Origin of the sequence: Spirosoma sp. (assembly GCF_026391055.1) — a bacterium.
Taxonomy (GTDB): domain Bacteria; phylum Bacteroidota; class Bacteroidia; order Cytophagales; family Spirosomataceae; genus Spirosoma.
Map to the genome: position 1 here is coordinate 333522 of NZ_JAPLET010000030.1, position 20486 is coordinate 354007.

14 protein-coding genes are annotated in these 20486 nt (G+C 53.6%); 9 read left to right on the plus strand and 5 right to left on the minus strand.

Annotated features, from left to right (window positions below):
- The first annotated feature begins 9 nt into the window (after nt 1–9).
- The 5 genes from NT073_RS30465 (at nt 10) to NT073_RS30485 (ending at nt 8102) form a co-directional block, all read left to right on the plus strand.
- Nucleotides 10–630, plus strand: coding sequence for a class I SAM-dependent methyltransferase (locus tag NT073_RS30465; protein WP_297381704.1), 621 nt, complete (start codon nt 10–12; stop codon nt 628–630).
- A gap of 295 nt (nt 631–925) precedes the next feature.
- The gene (locus NT073_RS30470) at nt 926–1930 is read left to right on the plus strand and encodes a hypothetical protein (RefSeq protein WP_297381706.1); all 1005 of its coding nucleotides are present in this window, start codon (nt 926–928) and stop codon (nt 1928–1930) included.
- A gap of 330 nt (nt 1931–2260) precedes the next feature.
- The gene (locus tag NT073_RS30475; protein ID WP_297381708.1) at nt 2261–3397 is read left to right on the plus strand and encodes an efflux RND transporter periplasmic adaptor subunit; all 1137 of its coding nucleotides are present in this window, start codon (nt 2261–2263) and stop codon (nt 3395–3397) included.
- A 54-nt stretch (nt 3398–3451) separates the two neighbouring features.
- Nucleotides 3452–6670, plus strand: coding sequence for an efflux RND transporter permease subunit (locus tag NT073_RS30480; protein ID WP_297381710.1), 3219 nt, complete (start codon nt 3452–3454; stop codon nt 6668–6670).
- Nucleotides 6648–8102, plus strand: a complete 1455-nt coding sequence (locus NT073_RS30485; protein ID WP_297381712.1) for a TolC family protein — start codon at nt 6648–6650, stop codon at nt 8100–8102. The genes NT073_RS30480 and NT073_RS30485 overlap by 23 nt, the downstream gene beginning before the upstream one ends.
- Nucleotides 8103–8108: 6 nt before the next feature.
- On the opposite strand, the gene NT073_RS30490 is transcribed toward NT073_RS30485, so the two are convergent.
- The 3 genes from NT073_RS30490 to NT073_RS30500 form a co-directional block, all read right to left on the minus strand.
- Complete coding sequence (locus NT073_RS30490; RefSeq protein WP_297381715.1) at nt 8109–9035, minus strand: dihydrodipicolinate synthase family protein; 927 nt, start codon at nt 9033–9035, stop codon at nt 8109–8111.
- Nucleotides 9032–10621, minus strand: a complete 1590-nt coding sequence (locus tag NT073_RS30495) for a sodium:solute symporter (RefSeq protein WP_297381717.1) — start codon at nt 10619–10621, stop codon at nt 9032–9034. The genes NT073_RS30490 and NT073_RS30495 overlap by 4 nt, the downstream gene beginning before the upstream one ends.
- A gap of 89 nt (nt 10622–10710) precedes the next feature.
- Nucleotides 10711–11808, minus strand: a complete 1098-nt coding sequence (locus NT073_RS30500; protein WP_297381719.1) for a heparan-alpha-glucosaminide N-acetyltransferase domain-containing protein — start codon at nt 11806–11808, stop codon at nt 10711–10713.
- An 83-nt stretch (nt 11809–11891) separates the two neighbouring features.
- Between NT073_RS30500 and NT073_RS30505 the strand changes: the two genes are divergently transcribed.
- From NT073_RS30505 to NT073_RS30520, 4 genes are all read left to right on the plus strand, one after another.
- Nucleotides 11892–14483, plus strand: a complete 2592-nt coding sequence (locus tag NT073_RS30505) for a family 20 glycosylhydrolase (RefSeq protein ID WP_297381721.1) — start codon at nt 11892–11894, stop codon at nt 14481–14483.
- Nucleotides 14484–14525: 42 nt separating this feature from the next.
- A complete protein-coding gene (locus NT073_RS30510) occupies nt 14526–15362 on the plus strand; it encodes an ROK family protein (RefSeq protein ID WP_297381723.1) in 837 nt (278 codons plus the stop codon).
- Nucleotides 15363–15446: 84 nt separating this feature from the next.
- Nucleotides 15447–16724: an MFS transporter gene (locus NT073_RS30515; RefSeq protein WP_297381725.1), complete on the plus strand. Its 1278-nt coding sequence runs from the start codon at nt 15447–15449 to the stop codon at nt 16722–16724.
- 46 nt (nt 16725–16770) lie between these two features.
- Nucleotides 16771–17934 (plus strand): DNA-binding transcriptional regulator, encoded by a 1164-nt coding sequence (locus NT073_RS30520; protein WP_297381727.1) that lies wholly within the window; start codon nt 16771–16773, stop codon nt 17932–17934.
- A 37-nt stretch (nt 17935–17971) separates the two neighbouring features.
- On the opposite strand, the gene NT073_RS30525 is transcribed toward NT073_RS30520, so the two are convergent.
- Together NT073_RS30525 and NT073_RS30530 are read right to left on the minus strand one after the other, a co-directional pair.
- A complete protein-coding gene (locus tag NT073_RS30525; protein WP_297381729.1) occupies nt 17972–18724 on the minus strand; it encodes a LytTR family DNA-binding domain-containing protein in 753 nt (250 codons plus the stop codon).
- The gene (locus NT073_RS30530) at nt 18721–20346 is read right to left on the minus strand and encodes a histidine kinase (protein WP_297381731.1); all 1626 of its coding nucleotides are present in this window, start codon (nt 20344–20346) and stop codon (nt 18721–18723) included. Before NT073_RS30530 ends, NT073_RS30525 begins: the two co-directional genes overlap by 4 nt.
- Nucleotides 20347–20486: the final 140 nt, after the last annotated feature.

Here is a 20486-nt window from a genome sequence, read left to right on the forward strand (position 1 = left end):
TAATTCACTATGGATAAAGAGCCTATAAAGCTGTTCGGTACGGCTGGCATTTCCCGTTTTCACAAAACATTAATCGAACGGCACGGTGCCGGTACAACCCGAGCATTGGGGTGGCAGAAAATAGAAGGGCAGACCATGCGCTTTGATAAGTTAAGCCAAATAGGGAATCTAAGCGGACATTCTGTGCTGGATGCCGGATGTGGGCACGCCGATCTTTTCCCTTTTTTAAAAAAGAGATTTTCTTCGATTACGTATTACGGCTGTGAGCAACTACCAGACCTGCTCCAGATCGCTGTTCAGCGATACAAACACGAGAACAATGTTGTACTCCTGCAAGGAGACTTTCTTGATAAAGCCATGCCCATGACCGATTATGTACTGGTTAGCGGCTCACTCAGTTATGGGCATGCTGATGAGAATTTTATTTACAACGCTATTGAGACCCTGTTCACCAAATGTCGTATTGCCCTGGGATTTAACCTGTTAAGTGGAGGAGTCGAGTCGGACACATTACTGAGAGCTTACCAACCCGACGACATACTCAACTTTTGCCGGACCCTATCGAACGAGGTACAACTTCAGGTCGGCTACTGGCCAGATGATTTCACCGTTTTCGTCTACAAGGAATGAGGATAGCCGACTTAGGTAGTATGCCGACTTTACTACGAAAAAGGCTAGAGCTGCCGCACATCATAATACAGCGATTTCTAGTACTTTTTTAAATCAGCTTTGTGAATAGATTAATTATTGTGAGATAGGGCGATTTGTGAGCGTTTTTGGCAACTCAAAAATGACAATAGTATTTAGTCCGAAAACAGTGTGGCGCAATGCGGTTGGGGAGTCAATCTGTCTTCGTTAGCGCGTATTGACGTTTTAGTAGTAAAGTTGTTAATTTGTTATTTGGATACTTACTCCGAATCACGGCATGCGCCGATCGTTACCTGCCCTTACGGTTTTGCTGGCCTTCGTTTGTCTACTCGCTCATTCGATAATCGCCACGGCTCAACTCCCTAGCATAAAGTTTGCGCTCAATACAAAGGGAACGGCTACAATTGGTTCGACGATGACTCTGTTCGGCTATCAGGAGGATGCGTTTGTGGCCTTGTACCGGCCGGAGCGACAAATAGAACAAGCTTTTACGATTGGATCGACTACAGGGGGCGACGAGTGCGGAGGATCGCTTCCAGCTGGGGATGGTAAGGTCTTCCGGGTAGGTACGTTTAAGGAAACAAGTGATCTATCGGTAACCTCGACTCCTCCACCCTTAACGGCGGTTGGGCTAACGGATTGCTTTACTGTTAGCTACGAGCCGGTGCGTCCAAATACGTACTGCGAAAGCATACTGTCGGGTAACTGGTCTTCCCCCTCCACCTGGTCGTGCGGCCACGAGCCAAGCTTGACAGATACCGTCGTTCTCAATCCTGGTCATACCGTAATCGTGTCAACCGATTCAGCTCGGGCCAAACGATTAATATATAGCGGAGGTACGCTGAAATTTACTAGTCCAACGGGTCATCTTCTGTTGTCAGGCAATGAAGACGTCATTCCACCAAAACCGGCGACTGACTATTTTATTAAAGTAACTGCGGGCGAAGTAGAGTACGCATTCGATGGAAATAAATACGGCTATTATACTACACCGGAGTATTTCATGTTTGGGGCAGACAATGACGATTTTTCTCAACAATTGGTATTTTATACAACAAAAGGATTAACGGGCAAACCGGAGAGCATACCCATAATGACAGGATATTTCGCCCGGAGTCGAACGGATAGCTACGAAACTATTTCTGGTTCCGTCAATGGGATGCTTACGGTCACTAAAATTGACGATAAAATCCTCGAAGGCACTTTTTACTTCGATGTCTATAGAGGCACCACTAAATTGACCCTCAAAAACGGAAGTTTTAGAGTACATTTTAGCCGCTGATCGGCTATCGCCTAGTCCACTATTGCCTTTAGAGTTGGTAGGGAGCACTACCTGGTGATTTAACAAGGCTTTTCGCCTTATTCCCATAAGCTAGCGCCTGTTGACTTATTCCATGGCTATTTCTGCGCCTGATGCGGTAAAGTCAACCCTGTATCCATATGCTTCTTTTAGCCAAAAATCAACCTCCTGGCTCTTTCTAATCAAATTCTAATACTTTTCTAAGGTGATCCTTAGTCGCGTGTGCTTATTTACCGACGAATTCAGTGTATCAGTTCGCCAATGAACCAGCGCTGACCCCGAAAAGACACCTTCTTAGATCAACTTTTCTTTATGCAATATTATTCAGGCATACTAGCCCTGTTGACCGGCGTTCTGCTGACCGGTTGTTCGTCTCAACCCGAGCAAAAGCAGGAAGAATCAGCACCGACGATCCCCATTATTCAGCTCACCAAACAGGAAGCCACCCTCGACCACGACTATGCCAGTGAGCTGGAAGCCGTTCAGAATGTGGAAGTTCGGGCCAGAGTCGCCGGTTATCTGGATAATATTCTGGTTGACGAGGGCCAGCCCGTTCATAAAGGACAGCTTTTATTCCAACTCAACGGAACAGAGTATCAGGTGGAAGTATCCCGCGCTCAGGCCAGCCTCGAAAGCGCCACTGCCGAAGCCCAATCGGCGGAGGTAGAGATGGAACGGGTGAAGTTACTCGTCGACAAAAAAATCATCTCTCCCTCCGAATCCAAACTCGCCCGTGCCAAGATGGAAACGGCCAAAGCAGCCATCGACGGAGCTAAAGCCGCGTTAAACAAGGCTCGCTTTCATGTATCGCTGACCAGTATCCGGGCACCTTTCGACGGGGTGATTAATCGAATTCCGTTTAAACGGGGCAGCCTGATTGAAGAAGGGGCGCTGCTCACCAGCATTTCTGACCTCCGGCAGATGTACGCCTACTTCAACGTGTCGGAAAAAGAGTACCTGGCTTTCATCAAAAAACGGCACGACCCCAACAAAGCGACCGCCCGTGAAGTAGAGCTACTCTTGGCCGATGATTCGGTCTATCCATATAAAGGCAAAATCGAAACGACCGAGACTGTCTTTGAGGGCAACTCCGGCACCATTGCCTTCCGGGCTGCCTTCCCCAACCCCAAACAACTGCTGCGGCATGGCGCTACGGGCAAAATCCGGATGAGCACCGATGTGGACGATGCACTTCTGGTACCGCAGAAAGCCGTCTTTGAAGTGCAGGATAAAAACTACGTTTACGTGATCGACGCTACTAATAAAGTTAAAAGTATAAGTTTTGTCCCCAGCAGCCGGGTCGACCAGTTTTACATCGTCCAATCGGGTCTGAAAGCGGGCGACCGCATTGTTTACGAAGGTATCCAAAGCCTGAAAGATGGGATGACCATTGTACCAAAACCACTGGCCCCCAAGAGTCTGCAAGCACTTTATGCCTCTGCCCGCTAACGAAGGACTACGCCTGTCCTTATCCGTTCCTTCGCTTTATAGATAGCCTCAATTATGTTCAATACCTTCATTAAAAGGCCTTTACTCTCAACGGTTATTTCCGTGTTGATCGTGTTGCTGGGTGTGCTGGCCCTTACCAGTCTGCCCGTTACACAATTTCCGGACATCGTTCCGCCGTCCGTAACGGTCACAACCAAATACACCGGAGCCAGCGCCGACGTATGCGTCAAGGCGGTAGCTACTCCGCTCGAACGCGCCATCAACGGGGTGCCTAACATGACTTACATGACCTCCATTTCAGGGAATGACGGCTCCACCCTGATTCAGGTATTTTTTAAGGTCGGAACAGACCCCGATCTGGCGGCTGTCAACGTGCAGAACCGAGTAACAACGGTGATGGATGAACTCCCCGAAGAGGTGATCAAGGCCGGGGTCGTGACCGAAAAAGAGGTGAACAGTATGCTGCTGTACCTCAACATTGTGAGCGACGACCCGAAGGTGGATGAAAAATTCATCTATAACTTCGCCGATATCAACGTCCTGGCCGAACTCAAGCGCATCGACGGGGTGGGCTTTGCCGCCATTATGGGCAGCCGGGATTACTCCATGCGCGTGTGGCTCAAACCCGACCGCATGACGGCCTACGACATTTCGGCCGACGAAGTCATTGCTGGTATTCGAAAGCAGAACGTCGAAGCAGCTCCCGGAAAAGCGGGCGAAAGTGCCGACCAGACACCGCAATCACTACAGTATGTGCTGCGGTATACGGGGAAATTCTTTGAACCGGCGCAGTACGAAAACATCGTACTGCGGGCCAATGCCGACGGCTCACTGCTACGCCTGAAAGATGTAGCCGATGTCGAATTCGGTTCGCTCGATTACGGCGTACTGTCCAAGAACGACGGTCGCCCCTCGGCGGCTATCATGCTCAAGCAGCGGCCCGGTTCCAACGCCAGCGACGTTATCGCCAACGTAAAAACGCGCATGGCCGAGTTGAAAGAAACGTCGTTTCCGGCGGGTATGACCTATAATTACGCTTACGATGTGTCGCGCTTTCTGGATGCGTCCATCCACGAAGTGATCCGTACCCTTATCGAAGCCTTCGTGCTGGTGTTCCTCATTGTATTCCTCTTTTTACAGGACTGGCGCTCAACACTCATTTGTGCTCTGGCGGTGCCGGTGGCCCTGGTGGGTACGTTTGCCTTCATGAGTGCCATCGACTTTTCCATAAATCTGCTCACCCTGTTTGCGCTGGTGCTGGCCATCGGTATTGTAGTTGACAATGCCATTGTGGTGGTGGAGGCCGTTCACGCCAAGATGGAGGAAGAGCATCTTACACCCCGAGCCGCCACCTTTGCCGCTATGAGCGACATCGCCGGGGCTATTGTAGCCATTACGCTGGTGATGTCGGCGGTGTTCGTGCCAGTTGCCTTTATGTCGGGACCGGTGGGTATTTTCTACCGGCAGTTTTCACTCACCCTGGCCATTGCTATTGTCATTTCGGGTATCAACGCCCTCACGCTCACCCCCGCCCTTTGCGCCATTCTGCTCCGGCCCATGCACGGCGAGAAGACGGGTTTACTGGGTCGGTTCTTCGTCAAATTCAACCGGGGCTACGAATCACTGGCGAGCTGGTATCAGAGACTACTCCGCCGGGTCGTGAGCCGGGGTATTATTACATGGGGACTGTTGTTACTGTTCGTTCTGGCTACCTGGGGCATCAGCACTGTGCTGCCGGGGGGGTTTATTCCCACCGAGGATCAGGGTATGCTGTATGTAAACGTAACCACGCCTGTGGGGGCCACCGTGAGCCGTACCGAGAAAGTGCTGGACGCCATCGAAGCGATTGCCTCCCAGCAGGAATCGGTCGATAACGTCTCTACACTGGCCGGGTTCAGTCTGCTGACCGACGGCGCCGGGGCTTCCTACGGTATGGCCATGATCAATCTCAAGCCCTGGGAAGAGCGGAAAGAGTCGATGCAGGAGTTGATTGCTACGCTGGAAGAAAAAACCAAAGGCATAACAGATGCCAGCATTCAGTTTTTCCCTCCGCCTACAGTGCCGGGTTTCGGTAACTCAAGCGGTTTTGAGCTGCGGATGCTGGACCGGGGCCGGAGCGACGACCTAAACAAAACGGCTAAAGTAGCACGGAACTTTATCGACGCCCTGAAACGACGCCCCGAAATCGGGGATGCCTTTACCAGTTTTGACCCCAACTTCCCGCAGTATATGCTGCACGTCGATCAGGAGAAAGCCTCCCAGAAAGGCGTATCCATCGACAACGCCATGAGCACACTGCAAACCCTGATGGGGAGCTACTACGCGTCGAACTTTATCCGGTTCGGGCAAATGTACAAAGTGATGGTGCAGGCCGCTCCCAGCTACCGGACCAAACCCGAAGATGTACTGAGTATGCGCGTCAAGAACGATCAGGGCGAAATGGTGCCGTACTCCAACTTTGTTACACTGGAGCGGGTGTACGGGCCGGAGCAGCTTACGCGCTACAACATGTACACCTCGGCGATGATCAACGGGGATGCCGCCCCCGGCTACAGTAGTGGCGACGTGATCAAGGCCATCGAAGAAGTAGCCGCCAAAGAACTCCCCAAAGGATACGCCTATGAATGGTCGGGGATGTCGCGGGAGGAAGTAATGTCGGGCGATCAGGCGATCTACATTTTCGCCATCTGCCTGGTGTTCGTCTACCTGCTGCTGGTGGCCCAGTACGAAAGCCTGTTTTTGCCCCTGCCAGTACTTTTATCGCTGCCCACAGGCGTCTTTGGCTCGTTTGCCTTTCTGCAACTGGCGGGTCTTCAAAACAACATCTATGCGCAGGTATCGCTGGTCATGCTCATTGGCTTGCTGGGTAAAAACGCCATCCTGATCGTGGAGTTTGCCAACCAGCGTCAGAAAGAAGGGCTGCCCATTATAGAAGCCGCGCTGGAGGGGGCCGTATCCCGGCTACGCCCCATCCTGATGACGTCCTTCGCCTTCATTGCCGGTCTGATTCCGCTTTGTATGGCCTCCGGGGCCGGGGCGCTGGGTAACCGCTCCATCGGTACGGCAGCGGCTGGCGGCATGTTTACCGGCACTATTTTCGGACTGGTGATCATACCGGGACTGTACGTCATCTTCGCCAAAATTGCCGAACGCTTCGCATCCAAAAACACGGAAGACGACCAACCGACCCCTAATCACCCCAAGCCAACCCATGCGGGTGTCGTTCCCGTGTCCACCCAAACTCACGTTAATGGAAAAGTCATTCATTCATAAATCAACCCGTATAAGTTATTATTTCATAGCCGGCCTGCTCCTGCTGAGCGGCTGTCAGGTACCTCGTATCATGCAGCCGCCAAAGGCCCGGCAAACGCCCGTTTCGTTCGTGGGCAGTACGGATTCTGTCGGAATTGCCAGCCAGAACTGGCGACAGTTCTTCGACGACACGAACCTGGTGCAGCTCATCGACACGGCCCTGGCCGGTAATCTGGATCTGCGCATTGCCACCCAGCGGATCGAACTGGCCAGAGCCTCCTTCGACTACAGCCGGGGGTTTCTGGCTCCGCAGGTAAACGCAGTGGGCTCGGCGGGGCTAGATCGGTATGGGCAAACCACCCTGAATGGTGTGGGTAACTTCGACACGAACCTGTCGGATAATATTCGGGGCAATCTGGTGATCCCCAACCCTACCCCAGACTATTTTCTGGGTGCCCGCTCTACCTGGGAAATTGACATCTGGGGCAAGCTCCGCAACCGCAAAAAAGCCGCGTACATCCGGTTTCTGGCATCCGAAAAAGGGCGTCACGCGGTTATAACGGCCCTGGTTGCCGAAGTGGCCCGTTACTATTATTCGTTGCTGGCGCTGGACGGCGAGCAGGAGATCCTTCAGAAGAACATTGCCCTTCAGCAACGGGCCCTCGATCTGGTCCGGATTCAGAAGCAGGCCGGTCGGGTTACGGAGCTGGCCGTTCAGCAATTTGCGGCCCAACTGCTGAATACCCGCAGTCGGCAAAAACAGATTCAGCAGCAGATTATCGAAGCTGAAAACCAGTTGAACCGCTTACTGGGCCGGTATCCGCAAGCCATTATTCGCGGAAAATCGCTTCAGGAACGGGCACTTCCCGGTCAGGTGCTCACGGGCCTGCCCTCCCGGATGCTCGCCCGCCGGCCCGATATCCGGCAGGCCGAACTCGAACTGTCAGCCGCCAATATCGACGTAGAAGCCGTACGGGCGGAGTTTTTGCCCAGCCTGAACCTGTCGGCCTACGTGGGGCTGAACTCCTTCCGAGCCGCGTCGCTGTTCAACCCGGCGTCCATTGCGGCTGGCATACTGGGTGGTCTGGCAGGACCGGTCATTAACCGACGTTTCGTAAAAGCCAACTTCCGGCAATCCGAAGCCCAGAGCCGGGAAGCTTTTTACCGCTACCAGCAAACTATCGTAACCGGCTTCGGCGAAGTCGTTACCAGCTTGCGGGGGGTCGAAAACTTCCGCTCCGTAGTAGACCTACAGGAGCAGGAAGTCGATGTGCTGGAAAATGCCGTTGCCACGTCGAACGACCTTTTTTCCAGCGGCTATGCCTCGTACCTGGAAGTCATTACGGCGCAGCGCTCAGTACTGGAAGCGGAACTGGCCCTCATCAACACGAAGCAATCGCAGTTCCTGTCGCTCACCGACCTGTACCGGGCGCTGGGTGGTGGCTGGGAATAGGCCGGCTTACGCCAGTTCTTCCTGCAACCGGGTATAGTCGGCCAGTAGGCCGTCGATCTGTCGGGCAATTTCCGGCGTAAACGTGCCTACCTCTCGGCGGGTAAACGTAGAGAGGTCGAGCCCGCGCTGCTGCAGAAAGTACTTCGACGTGATGGGGTACACATGGTGCATCACATCCATCTTGTCGATCAGAAACTGCTGCACGCGGGCTACTTTCTCCTGCTGGTCGGCGTTGTCGTAATGCTGACAAAGCCAGACGATCAGCTCGGGAAAGTAGTTGCCCTGAATGCACGAAAGTCCCGCCGAACCGGCCTTCAGCGACGCTACGGCATGGGCCATGTAGGCGTCGTACAGGCCAAAGCCGGGGCGCGACGCCAGCCGCAGTTTCTCTTCGATCTGGTGAATATCGAGGCAGGTATCTTTGTGGTAAATGACCCGACCGGTATCCACGAACAGCTTAAGGTTTTCCGGGGAGATCAGGCGTTTGTAAGGAACGGGGCACTCATAAAACCCAACTGGAATGGTTTCCGTATGGTCCAGCAACTGAAAAACGTGCTCGTTGAACACAGCCTCCGAATCGGCTTCGTCGGCCAGTAAACCCGTTATCAGAATGACGGCCTCAGTGCCGGTATCGTGTACCTGTTTAACAAAATCGGCCTGTTGTTCAATCGGCCCGCCAAACGTGCCCGTGGCCACAACCGGCACCGCCCCGTTCACCACCTTGATCACGTGACGAATGAGTTGAAGCCGCTCCGACTCGCTCAGCTCGAACATCTCGCTCGACAGGCAGTTGGCAAACATACCGGCGGCACCAGCCTCCAGGTAAAATTCGGTGAGCCGCGTCAGGGCATCGAAATCAATGGCACCCGAATCGGTAAAGGGCGTAAGCATCACCGGAATGAAGCCTTTTGTCGCTGTTTTCATATCAATCATTTAACCAGAGCAGCCGTCTGTTCGCGGGGCGTTGAACGGCCATTTTTTAATTTTGTCAGAAGCACCCCAATCAGAAAAATGGTGAGCGTGCCCACCACGATGATCATGTTGCTATGCAGCGGATTACGCAGGTAGCCATACTCGTCGGGGAGGCTGCCGGAAAAGGTCATCCAGAGAATGACCAGCACGCCGATGACCGTGGCCGTCAGGGCTTCGTGACTGCTGGTGCGCCGGCTGATCAGCCCCAGCAGGAACAAACCCAGCATACCGGCCGCAAATATACCCGAAAGCGTCCACCAGGCATCCAGAATACTTTTTACCCCAATCATGGCCAGCCCCGCAGCCAGCCCCATCACCCCAACCGCCACCGTAGCCAGGTGCAACAGTGCCAGCTGTTTCTTCGGGCTGGGATTCGGGTTGATGTAGCGTTTGTAAATATCTTCGGTAAAGACCGTCGCCGATGCGTTCATCCCCGAGCTGATGGTGCTCATGGCTGCCGACAGAATGGCGGAAATAATCAGTCCCATCAGGCCCGGCGGCACGTTGGTCACCATAAAATGCGGCATCACTTTATCGCCATAGTCGGCGGGTTGCAGAGAAGTCACCAGCCGCGACACCTCGGCCGCCGATGCCGAAGCGGGCAACCGGTCCAGCGCCACTTTCTGCTTGATGGCGTCGATGAATTCGGGGTGGACCTGATAGTAGGCGAACAGGCAGGAGCCGATCACGAAAAAGAGCAGCGACGCCGGAACATACAGCCATACGCAAAGCCAGAGCGATTTGGACGCTTCTTTGGCCGAGGCCGTGGTGTGGTAGCGCTGGATGTAATTCTGGTCCATCCCGAAATTATTGAGGTTGATGAAGAACCCATACAGCAGCACCACCCAGAACGAGGACTGGGTAAAATCGGGCGAGAACGTCCCCAGACTGAATTTATCGTGCGTAGCCCCAATGTCGACAATGTGAGTGACGCCCCCCGGCATGGCCTGCACGATGAGGTACAGAATCAGCAACGCACCAAAGGTTTTGACGACCGCCTGCACCACCTCGGTCCAGATAACGGCCTCCATGCCTCCAAGAACCGTATAAATGATGATGCAAACGCCCATAACGACCATGATCATCTGCATGGAAAAGCCCGTTAGCGCCTGTAAGCTCAGGGCAATGCCGAGGAAGATGGAGCCCATCCGGGCCAGCTGCGTAAGCAGAAAACAGACCACGGCATAGGTTCTGGCCCACGGCCCGAAGCGGTGTTCGAGGTGCGTGTAGGCCGATATTTCGCCCGTTTGCCGATAAAAGGGCACAAAAAAGCGGGATGCCATGTAAGCCGCCAGGGGCATGGACAGACTGAACACGAATGAATTCCAGTTGCCGCCAAAGGCTTTCCCCGGCACACCCAGAAAGGTGTTACTGCTCAGAAATGTCGCGTAGATGGACAAGCCGGTCGCCCAGCCCGGAATAAGCCCCGAAGCCTTGGTAAACTGATCGGCGTTTTTGTTTTTCCGGGAAAAGTAAACGCCCACCAGCACCATCGCAACGAGGTAGGCGGCAATTACGGCCAAATCAAAAATGGGCAGGTTTTTCATGGAGGTACTACAAGGTATCGGAGATGGTTTAGGATCAGGGTGTTGTCATGCGTAAGGAAAATTGGGGGCGGCCCCTACCCTACAGCGGTTCAAAGTTTTATAAAAATCTGCCGCCGGTACAGCGCATAAGCCGGAATGAAATTGATACCCACGAACAGCAGGGCATACAACAGACTGGCGAGTTCGGGCGGCACACCCGCGGCCGTCAGCCCCGTTACGGCCTGCTCATTCAATGCTTTTCCGCCAACGGTAAGCCGGTAGAAAACGAGTGCAAAGAGGTCGGCGAGTACATAGACTGCAATGGCGTTGGCCCCGAAAATAACCCCCGGTTTCGTGCCGGACTTGTACCCCAACACATCGACCAGAAAATAGACAGCCCCGAGTACAAGAGCCGCAAAACCAGCGGTTACCAGCACGAACGAACTCGTCCAGAGCTTTTCGTTGACCGGGAACGCCAGCCCCCAGAAGTAGCCCAGAGCCGCCGTAAAAAGCCCGGTGGTCATGAGGTACGACACCTTTTCGGTGGGGCTGACGGCGCTACTCATCAGCCGACCGGCCAGCATGCCCAGAATGCCCGTTACGATGGACGGAAACGTGCTGAGGATGCCCTCGGGGTCCCAGGTGCCCTGCCACATGCGGCCGGGCAGGTAGCGCCGGTCGAGCCAGGCGGCTAGATTCTGGCCCGGTTCCAGCACTACGCCACCCGCGTCCGGCGTGGGAATTTGGGTCATGCCCAGCCAGTAGGCCAGTAGTGTGAGGGCGGCAATCCACGCCTGCTGTTTCCAGTTGGTGGTCAGAAAAAGCAGGGCGCAGACCAGAAACACAATGGCGATTCGGTGGAGGGTGCCCGTCCAGCGCAGGTTGGCGAAATCGAAATCGGGCAGCAGGTTCAGGAACATGCCCACAGCAAAGATCTTCAGCGACCTAAGGACGATCTTCTGCACCAGCGGCCCTTTCGGACTGCCATCGGCTCGCTTCCGGGCGTAGGCCAGCACAATGGAAACACCCACGATAAACAGGAAAAAAGGCGCAATGAGATCGGTAAACGACAGACCATTCCAGCGGGAGTGCCGCAGCGTGAAATACACGAACTCCTCACTCCCCGGAAAATTGGCAACGATCATGGCGGCAATGGTAAATCCACGCATGGCATCCAGCGAAATCAGGCGGCTCGGTTGGGGTGTCATTTAAAAATAAAAAAGCACGGATACAGCAATAGTATCTTTAGTACTGAATTGAGTACTATATAGGCTACTTAACCTGACTATTTATGCGTATTGGTTTTTATGCCGCCCTCGTTTTTCTGGTCGTCGCTGGCATTATCGGCTGTCGGCAGTCACCCACGGCAGACGGCGGAGCGGGGCGGCAACTGGTGGTTTCCTGGGAGCTGGTCAGTAATTTCACGAATGTGAAAGACGGCTTCGAAGCCCGTTTTACGCTCACTAACAACAGCGACCAAACGCTCACGGATGCCAATTGGGCGTTGTTCTTCAACATGGCTCCCCGCCCGATCATCACGCCAAAAACACCCCAACTGGCTACAGTTCGGCACATTAACGGCGACTGGTACACGCTCGTCCCGAACAAAGGCTTTTCGCTCAAACCGGGTGCCTCGACCGAAATCAGCTATGAAGGCACCGAAGCCGTTACCAAACTTACCGATGCGCCCCTGGGCCTGTACGTTGTGCTGTACGACAAATCGGGCAAGGAAGAAAGCGTTGCCGAAATTGCCAACTACACCATCCGGCCGTTTACCCGCAAGGAGCAGGCACTACGGGGCGTCAATGATCTGGAACCCCGCTATACCCCCGAGAACACCTACCAAAACAACCTGTCGGTTTCGCTGCTCCCTACCAACCAGCTTCAGAAAATCATCCCCTCGCCCGTCAAATTGGCTATCGGTACGGAAACGCTGGCCCTGGCCGCATCCATGCCGATCTATGCCGAAAAAGGACTCGAAGGCGAAGCGAATTTCCTGAAGCAGAAACTGAAAGCCCTGACGGGAAAAGACCTGTCCATCACGACGGGAACGCCACCGGCAACGGGTATTTTCCTGAAAACTGGCAGCGTCAGCGTTAACGGTACGGTCAACGAAGCGTATCGGCTTGGTATCGATGGAAACGGGATTTCCATTACCGGGAGCGATGCCGCCGGGGTATTTTACGGCATACAGAGCCTGCTGGCCCTCCTGCCTACCGAAGCCTATCTGACGCCCACCGCCGATATGGCCGTCCGATATACGCAAATTGAGGATGCGCCCCGTTTCGCGTTTCGGGGGCTGCATCTGGATGTCAGCCGGAATTTCCAGACCAAAGAGACTATTCTGCGTATTCTTGACCTGCTGGCCTTTTACAAAGTCAACCAGTTCCTGTTCTACACTACCGAAGACGAAGGCTGGCGACTGGAAATCGACGGGCTCCCCGAGCTGACCAACGTGGGTGCCCAGCGGCAACATACGTCCGGCAAGGAAACGCCAGTGCTGCACCCGGCCTACGGCTCCGGTCCCAAGGCCTACGCCGACGGAAAATACGGCAGCGGCTATTACACCAAAGCCGATTTTGTCGAAATTCTGAAATACGCGAAGGAGCGGCACATCAAGGTGATTCCGGAGCTGAATTTCCCGGGGCACGCGCGAGCCGCCATCAAAGCCATGGAAGCCCGCTACCAACGGCTGATGAAAGAAGGGAAAGAGCGCGAAGCAAACGAGTACCGGCTCATCGACCCCGACGATAAATCCGTCTATCTGTCTGCACAGGGATACACCGACAATGTGGTGAGCGTTGGGCAGGAATCCACTTATCATTTCTACGAAAAAGTGGTGGACGAAATTGCCAAACTGTACAAAGAAGCCGGGGTACCGATGGATGTCATGCACGCCGGTGGCGACGAAGTACCGGAGGGTGCCTGGACAAAATCGCCCATTGCGGCCAAACTGCTGAGAGAAAACCCGACCATCGGCGACCCGAAAAATTTACAGGCCTATTTCTTCCAGAACCTGCTGAAACGGCTCAAAAAGCGTAATCTGGAAGTCCACGGCTGGGAGGAAGTCGCCCTCACCAAATCGGCAGCGGGCGCGTATGTTCCCAACCCGGCCTTTGTTGGCCAGAAGGTCGTTCCCTACATCTGGAATAACCTCTTCGATCCCGACCTGGGCAACCGCCTGGCCAATGCCGGTTATCCGGTCGTACTGTGTAACGTATCGAACTTTTACTTCGACCTGGCCTATACCAACGACCCCCGCGAGCCGGGACTTTACTGGGCGGGCTACGTCGACACCCGCAATAGTTGGGCATTTGCCCCGTTCGATATGTTTAAGACAACCTACAAAACGGCCATGGGCAAACCCCTCGACTTTACCGGCCTGGAACGGATGAAGCCCGAAGCCCGGAAAAACATCCGGGGCCTTGAGGCTCAACTCTGGAGCGAGACCGTCAAAGGCCGCGACATGGCGGAGTACTATATGCTGCCCAAACTGATGGGGTTCGCCGAAAGTGCCTGGGCACCGGAGCGCCCCTGGGAAACCATCGAGAACCGGCAGGCGCGCGAAAAAGCCATCAGCGAGGGCTGGAACGTGTTTGCCAATACCCTCGCGCAGAAAGACCTGCCCCGGCTGGCCCGCATCAACGGAGGGTATGCCTACCGGCTTCCACCGCCGGGGGCGCTCATCGACAAGGGAACGCTCAAGGCTAATGTTGAGTTACCCGGTCTCCTGATTCGTTATACCACCGACGGTACTGAACCAACCAGCCAATCGACCTTGTACAAAAATCCAGTGCCCATAACAGGTACGGTGAAGTTAAAAAGCTTTGACAGCGCCGGTCGGTCGAGCCGGTCGGCAGTCGTTACCAGTACAAATCTATAGCGTCTTACCAGCCGTATAGATTAAAACCAAAACCTGCTTTCTATGACTATCGGAGTTGACTTAGGCGGAACCAATGTGCGCGTTGGTCTGGTCGATAATGGTATACTCGTTCGCCAGCGCAGTATGGCGCTGGAACAAAAAGATTCCCTTTCGGCCACCTTGGCGCAACTCATCGCGCTTATTCAGCCCTTTGCGGACAATTCTGTAAACAGCATCGGCATTGGGGTGCCATCGGTGGTCGATATTGACCGGGGGATTGTCTATAATGTCGCCAACATCCCCTCGTGGGAGGAAGTGGCCCTGCGCGATATTCTGGAAAAAGAGTTCGACCTTCCCGTTTTCGTGAATAACGATGTAAACTGCTTCATTCTCGGCGAACATCAGTTTGGGCTGGCTAAAGGCTACCGGTCGGCGGTGGGGATGTCTATCGGAACGGGGCTGGGGTCGGGCATTATCATTGACAACCAGCTGTATGCAGGCAGTAACTGCGGGGCGGGCGAAATCGGGTTGCTACCGTACCTCGACAAAAATATTGAGTCGTATGCTGCAACGCAGTTCTTCGAGTCCATTCACGGAACAACGGCACTGGAAGCCAGTCTGTCGGCTACCCTCGGGGATAAAAACGCGCTGAACCTCTGGTCTGATTTCGGGAAGCACTTCGGCGTGGCTGTCAAAGCAGTACTTTACACCTACGACCCCGAAGTGATTATCCTGGGCGGCTCTATTGCCAAGGCGTATCCATTTTTCCGGGCGTCGATGTACGAAAGCATGGCCGACTTTGCGTATCCGGTAACGCTCCGTCGACTACAGATCTTTCAGTCACAAAACGAGAACATTGCTCTGCTGGGCGCGGCTGCGCTGGTGCGCCAACTGGTATAAACCCTGCTGGTTTTTGCTTTAGACAAACGCCATATCCTGGAGATATGGCGTTTGTCTAAAGCACCCTTCACTCTTTTAAAAGCTATGAAACGAAACCCCCTGCTGGTTGTCCTGATTTTGTTGATCTTCTTTGTCATTTCTTTTCTGACCAATATTCTCGGGCCGATTATCCCCGATCTAGTCGACAGTTTTCAGCTCAGTATCGGATTGGCGGGTTTTCTTCCGTTTGCTTTTTTTGTCGCCTACGGCGTGTCTATGCCATCGGGTATTCTGGTGGAGAAATACCACGAGAAGCCGGTGTTGCTGGGTGCTTTTCTGCTAGCGTTGCTGGGGGCGCTGCTCTTTGCGCTGATTCCCCATTTTTCGGTAGCGCTGGTCTCGTTATTTTCCATTGGCATGGGCATGGCGATGTTGCAGGTTGCCATCAACCCGTTGCTTCGGGTAGCGGGTGGCGAAGAGCACTTTGCCTTCAATTCGGTATTGGCGCAGCTTTTTACGGGGGCGGCTTCGTTTTTAAGCCCGTTGCTATACAGCTATTTTGTCCGCACCGTGCATACCGACGATCCGTCTTTTGTTATTCAGTTACTCAACCGGCTGGTGCCGCTGCATTTCGAGTGGGTGTCGTTGTACTGGGTCTTCGCCGTCATTACCCTGCTCATGATCGTGGTGGTGGGCCTGATCCGGTTCCCAGCGGTTGTTCTTCAGGACGACGAACGGATTGAAGTGGGCGGCACGCTCCAGGAGTTGTTGCGTAATCGGACGGTCCTCCTCTTTTTCGCCGGTATTTTTGCGTACGTCGGTACGGAGCAGGGGATTGCCAACTGGATGTCGAAATTTCTGCAACTGTATCATGGCGTCGACCCGGCCACAACGGGTGCTACGGCCGTGGCTTATTTCTGGGGACTGATGACCGTTGGCTGTGTGCTGGGACTAGTGCTGCTAAAATTCACCGACAGCCGGAAAGTCCTGATTACGTTCACGCTCGGTGCCATGCTGACGCTGGTCATTGGTCTGTTTGGCCCCAAAGAGTGGGCGCTTTTTGCCTTACCGGCCACTGGTTTTTTTGCGTCGGTGATGTGGTCGATCATTTTTTCGCTCGCCCTTAATTCGGTACCTCATCATCATGGCACATTTTCAGGTATCTTGTGTACCGGAATCGTCGGGGGCGCACTGACTCCGCTCCTCATCGGCGGAGTAGCCGAACTGGTGGGGTTACGCTGGGCTATGCTGCTCATGCTGATTACGCTGGGGTACATTGTCAGTATCGGTTTCTGGGCAAAGCCCCTGGTGAGTAATTCAACGATTAACTTAAAAAGTGAAAGAGTGAAAGAGCGAAAGAGCGAACGGATGAACGAGCGGTAAAACTTACCAGCGAACCGCTCTTTCACTCTTTCACCATTCCTCTCCTATGCACAAGATTATTCTACTGATCGACTTCTCGGAAGAGTACAGCAAGAGTCTGCTGAAAGGCATTACCAAATATTCGCGGGAACACGGCCCGTGGGTGTTTTGCCGGATGCCCCTTTTCCACCGCGAAACGATGGGCATTGATGGCATCCTCGACTGGGCGCGGGAATGGGAAGCCGACGGCATTGTAGGGCAATTGTATAATGATGTCAGTGTTGAGAAGATCGTACAGGCGGGCATTCCCGTCATTGCACAGGATTTTAAAGAACGCTTCACCGATATACCCAATATAACTGGAGCCTATCGCGAAACAGGGGCGATGGGCGCCGAATACTTCCTGAAAAAGGGATTCCAGCACTTTGCCTTTTACGGCTTCAAAAACATCGTCTGGTCGCGGGAGCGGGCCGAAGGATTCGACGAGCGGGTAACGCGGGCGGGTTATCAGGTCACGTATTTTGAACACGAAAAAGCCCGTTCCAGCGAGTTGTGGTATTACAAGCCTAGTTCGCTGAGCGAATGGCTGGCGTCGCTACCCAAACCCATTGCGATCATGACCTGCGACGACCGGCTGGGGCAGCACATCACGGAGGCCTGCCGGCATTCGGGTATCCGCATCCCCGAAGAAGTGGCCGTGCTGGGTGTCGACAATGACGAGATGTTCTGCGAACTTTCCGACCCGCCCCTGTCCAGCATCACCCTTGATGCCGAGAAAGGCGGTTACGATGCCGCCCACCTCCTCGATCGACTGATTCGCAAAGAAATAACCGAGGGGTACGACATCGTTGTTGAACCCACGCAGGTCATTACCCGCCAATCGACCGACATCTACGCCACCCCCGACGAATACATTGCCGTATCACTCAAATACATCCACCAGAATATCGAAAAGAACTTACAGGTCGACGATGTGGTGAAGCAGGTTCCCTTGTCGAGACGGTCGCTCGAAATGCGTTTCCAGCAGGTGATCGGCTACCCGATCTACAAGTACATCCAGAATTTACGCATCGAGAAATTCTCCAAAAAGCTGCTCGAAACGGATCAGGCGGTGTTCGAGATTGCGATGGACTTAGGCCTCAACGACACTCGGAATATTGCCCGTCAGTTCAAGCAGATCAAAGGGTGTACGCCCCTCAAATACCGGCATCGGTACCTGGCCGGTAAGTAGCGGAATGGGGCTGGTGTTTGCTACAGGCCTGGACAGATCATAACCGCAGCGCTTTTTTAAGCTCGTCCTTCTTGCCTCGGGCGATGGGCACTTCGGTACCGTCTGTCAACAGCAGAAAGTCGCCAAACTCCTTTTTCCAGCTCCTGATGAACGCTTTGTTGACCAGATGCGACTGGTGACACCGTATAAAATCATGGCTTTTCAGCAGATCGTCGTACTCATAAATGGGTCTGCATACCAGCAGCGATTCGCCATCGGCCAGATAAAACGTCGTGTAATTATTTGATGACTGGCAACGGATGATCTCGCTTGTTTTCACGAACCGCGTCTCTTTGGCTGTTGCCAGGGCAATACGCTGCGCTTCGTTAGCAGGACCAGTTTTCAGTAAGTTCAGCAGGTTTTCGAGCTGTTGGTTCTGAACTTTCAGACGGCGCTGTTTAATGGCCCTGTCTACTGCGGCCTGCAACTCGCTAATATCCAGCGGCTTCAGCAGGTAATCGACTGCCGCAAACCGCATGGCCTGTATGGCATACTGATCGTAGGCCGTCACGAAAATCACCTCAAAATCGTGTTCGGGCAGCCTCCGTAACAGATCGAAGCCGCTTTGCTGAGGCATCTGTATATCCAGAAACAGCAGGTCGGGCTGGTGCGCATACAACAAGTGTTGGCCGACCTCGGCGTTCAGAGCTGTGCCACAAATGGTTACCTGCGGACAATACACATCGAGCAGCGCCCGTAGGTTGTCCAGGTTAGGCTGCTCGTCGTCGATCAAAAGGGCTTTCGCGTTCATAAAAACCAGTCTGTAAACGTAAGCGTAACGTGCGTACCCGTGCCGGTGTTGTTGCTGGCAAAGGTGATGGGCTGTTTCGGGTTAAGTTCGTTCAACAACTTGATCCGGTCATGCACAAGCCGTAAGCCCACCCCACTGCCCGACTTCCTCTCGGTGTAGCCTTTCCCGTTGTCGGCTATGGTAACCATCAGGGTGTGGGCCGACCGGTTAGCGCTTATAGCAATGCGGCCCTCTTCCTGTAAGGAGGCTACGCCATGTTTCACGGCATTTTCGACCAAAGGTTGCAGAAGCAGCGCCGGTACGTTTGTTTCATACGCATTCACCGCCGGGTCGATGCTGAGTTTGTATTGAAAGTTAAACCGCAGTTGCTCCAGTTTCAAATACGTGTCTAACGTTTGCAATTCTTCCTGAAGCGAAATTTCGTCTTTATTGCTGTGGTTGAGCGACTCCCTCAGCAACCGGGCGAAGTCTGACAGGTAATTGTTGGCACCTTTAATGTCCTGCTTATTGATAAGGCCCTGAATAGAGCTGAGCGCATTGAACACAAAGTGCGGGTTTAGCTGCGCGTAAATTGCCTTTAGTTCGAGCTGTACCCTGGTTCTGTTCATTTGCTCCTGCCTGGTTTTTCGGCGTTGCCAGATGAACAAGACGACGAACAAGCAGGCACCCAGTATGGCCGCCACAAAAATGCCGACGACTATGCGGAACAGATTCGTTTGGTACCAGGCAGGCTGTACGTCGAAACGGTATTCGGCGATATGCTGTGGCTGAGCCGAATACCGTATTTTAAGGGTATACCTACCTGGCGGATACTGGTTGAGCCAGATAAAGCTGTTGTCATACTCATTGTACCGCCAGGGGCTATACACGCTGCCATTACGGATTAGCTCATATTGAATTTGATCTTTGGCAAAAATAGGCCCTCTGAGCACAAAGATAAGGTTGGTATTGGTCGATGGCACGGTAAGTACGGGCGACTGCTGGCCGGTAGGCTCTTTAATTTTTGCCCAGGGATATTGCAACTTTTTAAGAAACTGGTCAACATTTTCGGACGTGTACACATTCGTCACTACCGGCTTGACAGCTTCCCAGGCAATCAGCGAGGTAGCCACGATACGCTCCTGTTCTACCTGCCTTACATCCACAATCAGCATCTTGCCGAGGGTGGTTCGGTAACCGCCGAGGTATGCCATTTTAGGCATCCCCGAGGCCCGAATCAGGGTGGAATCGGTAAACCGGTCGATACCCCGCCAGGGTACCAGAACCCGGTTACCGGGATATTCCATAACCCGAAACTGAAACAAGCGGGCATTTTGCGGACTAACACCGGGTACAAAGAACTGGGCATTGGCCGTATCGAACGTAGTGCGGGCTATGATTTCGTCGGGACGCAAACGCCGGAAAGACGCATCATTTACAAGCGAAAAATGGACGCTCGTTTCCCGTACCGACCATAGCCAGTCGTTGCCTTTACGCAAAGCGACCAGCAAACCAGGAGTGCGCGATTTGCCCGTTGCACCAGTCGAATAGCTTTGCGAATAGTCGCCCCACTTGATCTGAGCTTGTGCAGCAGCAATGGTCAGTATCGTTCCCATCACCGATAATAAGACTGCCTTTTTCATGTTCCCGACGTTATAGCATCAAAAAAAGGCTCTTTTCCGATGATAATTGAGATCAATGTGAATTCGGCAAGTCTTACTGTGAATTTGGTTTGCTTTGAATCTGGTAGCTACGTTCATGCCCTTCTGGCGTATTGACTCTA

Coding starts and splice junctions, on each gene's coding strand:
- NT073_RS30480 (WP_297381710.1), top strand. CDS start 3,452: ATGTTCAATACCTTCATTAAAAGGCCTTTACTCTCAACGGTTATTTCC.
- NT073_RS30485 (WP_297381712.1), top strand. CDS start 6,648: ATGGAAAAGTCATTCATTCATAAATCAACCCGTATAAGTTATTATTTC.
- NT073_RS30505 (WP_297381721.1), top strand. CDS start 11,892: ATGCGTATTGGTTTTTATGCCGCCCTCGTTTTTCTGGTCGTCGCTGGC.
- NT073_RS30525 (WP_297381729.1), bottom strand. CDS start 18,724: ATGAACGCGAAAGCCCTTTTGATCGACGACGAGCAGCCTAACCTGGAC.
- NT073_RS30490 (WP_297381715.1), bottom strand. CDS start 9,035: ATGATTGATATGAAAACAGCGACAAAAGGCTTCATTCCGGTGATGCTT.
- NT073_RS30515 (WP_297381725.1), top strand. CDS start 15,447: ATGAAACGAAACCCCCTGCTGGTTGTCCTGATTTTGTTGATCTTCTTT.
- NT073_RS30510 (WP_297381723.1), top strand. CDS start 14,526: ATGACTATCGGAGTTGACTTAGGCGGAACCAATGTGCGCGTTGGTCTG.
- NT073_RS30475 (WP_297381708.1), top strand. CDS start 2,261: ATGCAATATTATTCAGGCATACTAGCCCTGTTGACCGGCGTTCTGCTG.
- NT073_RS30520 (WP_297381727.1), top strand. CDS start 16,771: ATGCACAAGATTATTCTACTGATCGACTTCTCGGAAGAGTACAGCAAG.
- NT073_RS30495 (WP_297381717.1), bottom strand. CDS start 10,621: ATGAAAAACCTGCCCATTTTTGATTTGGCCGTAATTGCCGCCTACCTC.
- NT073_RS30530 (WP_297381731.1), bottom strand. CDS start 20,346: ATGAAAAAGGCAGTCTTATTATCGGTGATGGGAACGATACTGACCATT.
- NT073_RS30465 (WP_297381704.1), top strand. CDS start 10: ATGGATAAAGAGCCTATAAAGCTGTTCGGTACGGCTGGCATTTCCCGT.
- NT073_RS30500 (WP_297381719.1), bottom strand. CDS start 11,808: ATGACACCCCAACCGAGCCGCCTGATTTCGCTGGATGCCATGCGTGGA.
- NT073_RS30470 (WP_297381706.1), top strand. CDS start 926: ATGCGCCGATCGTTACCTGCCCTTACGGTTTTGCTGGCCTTCGTTTGT.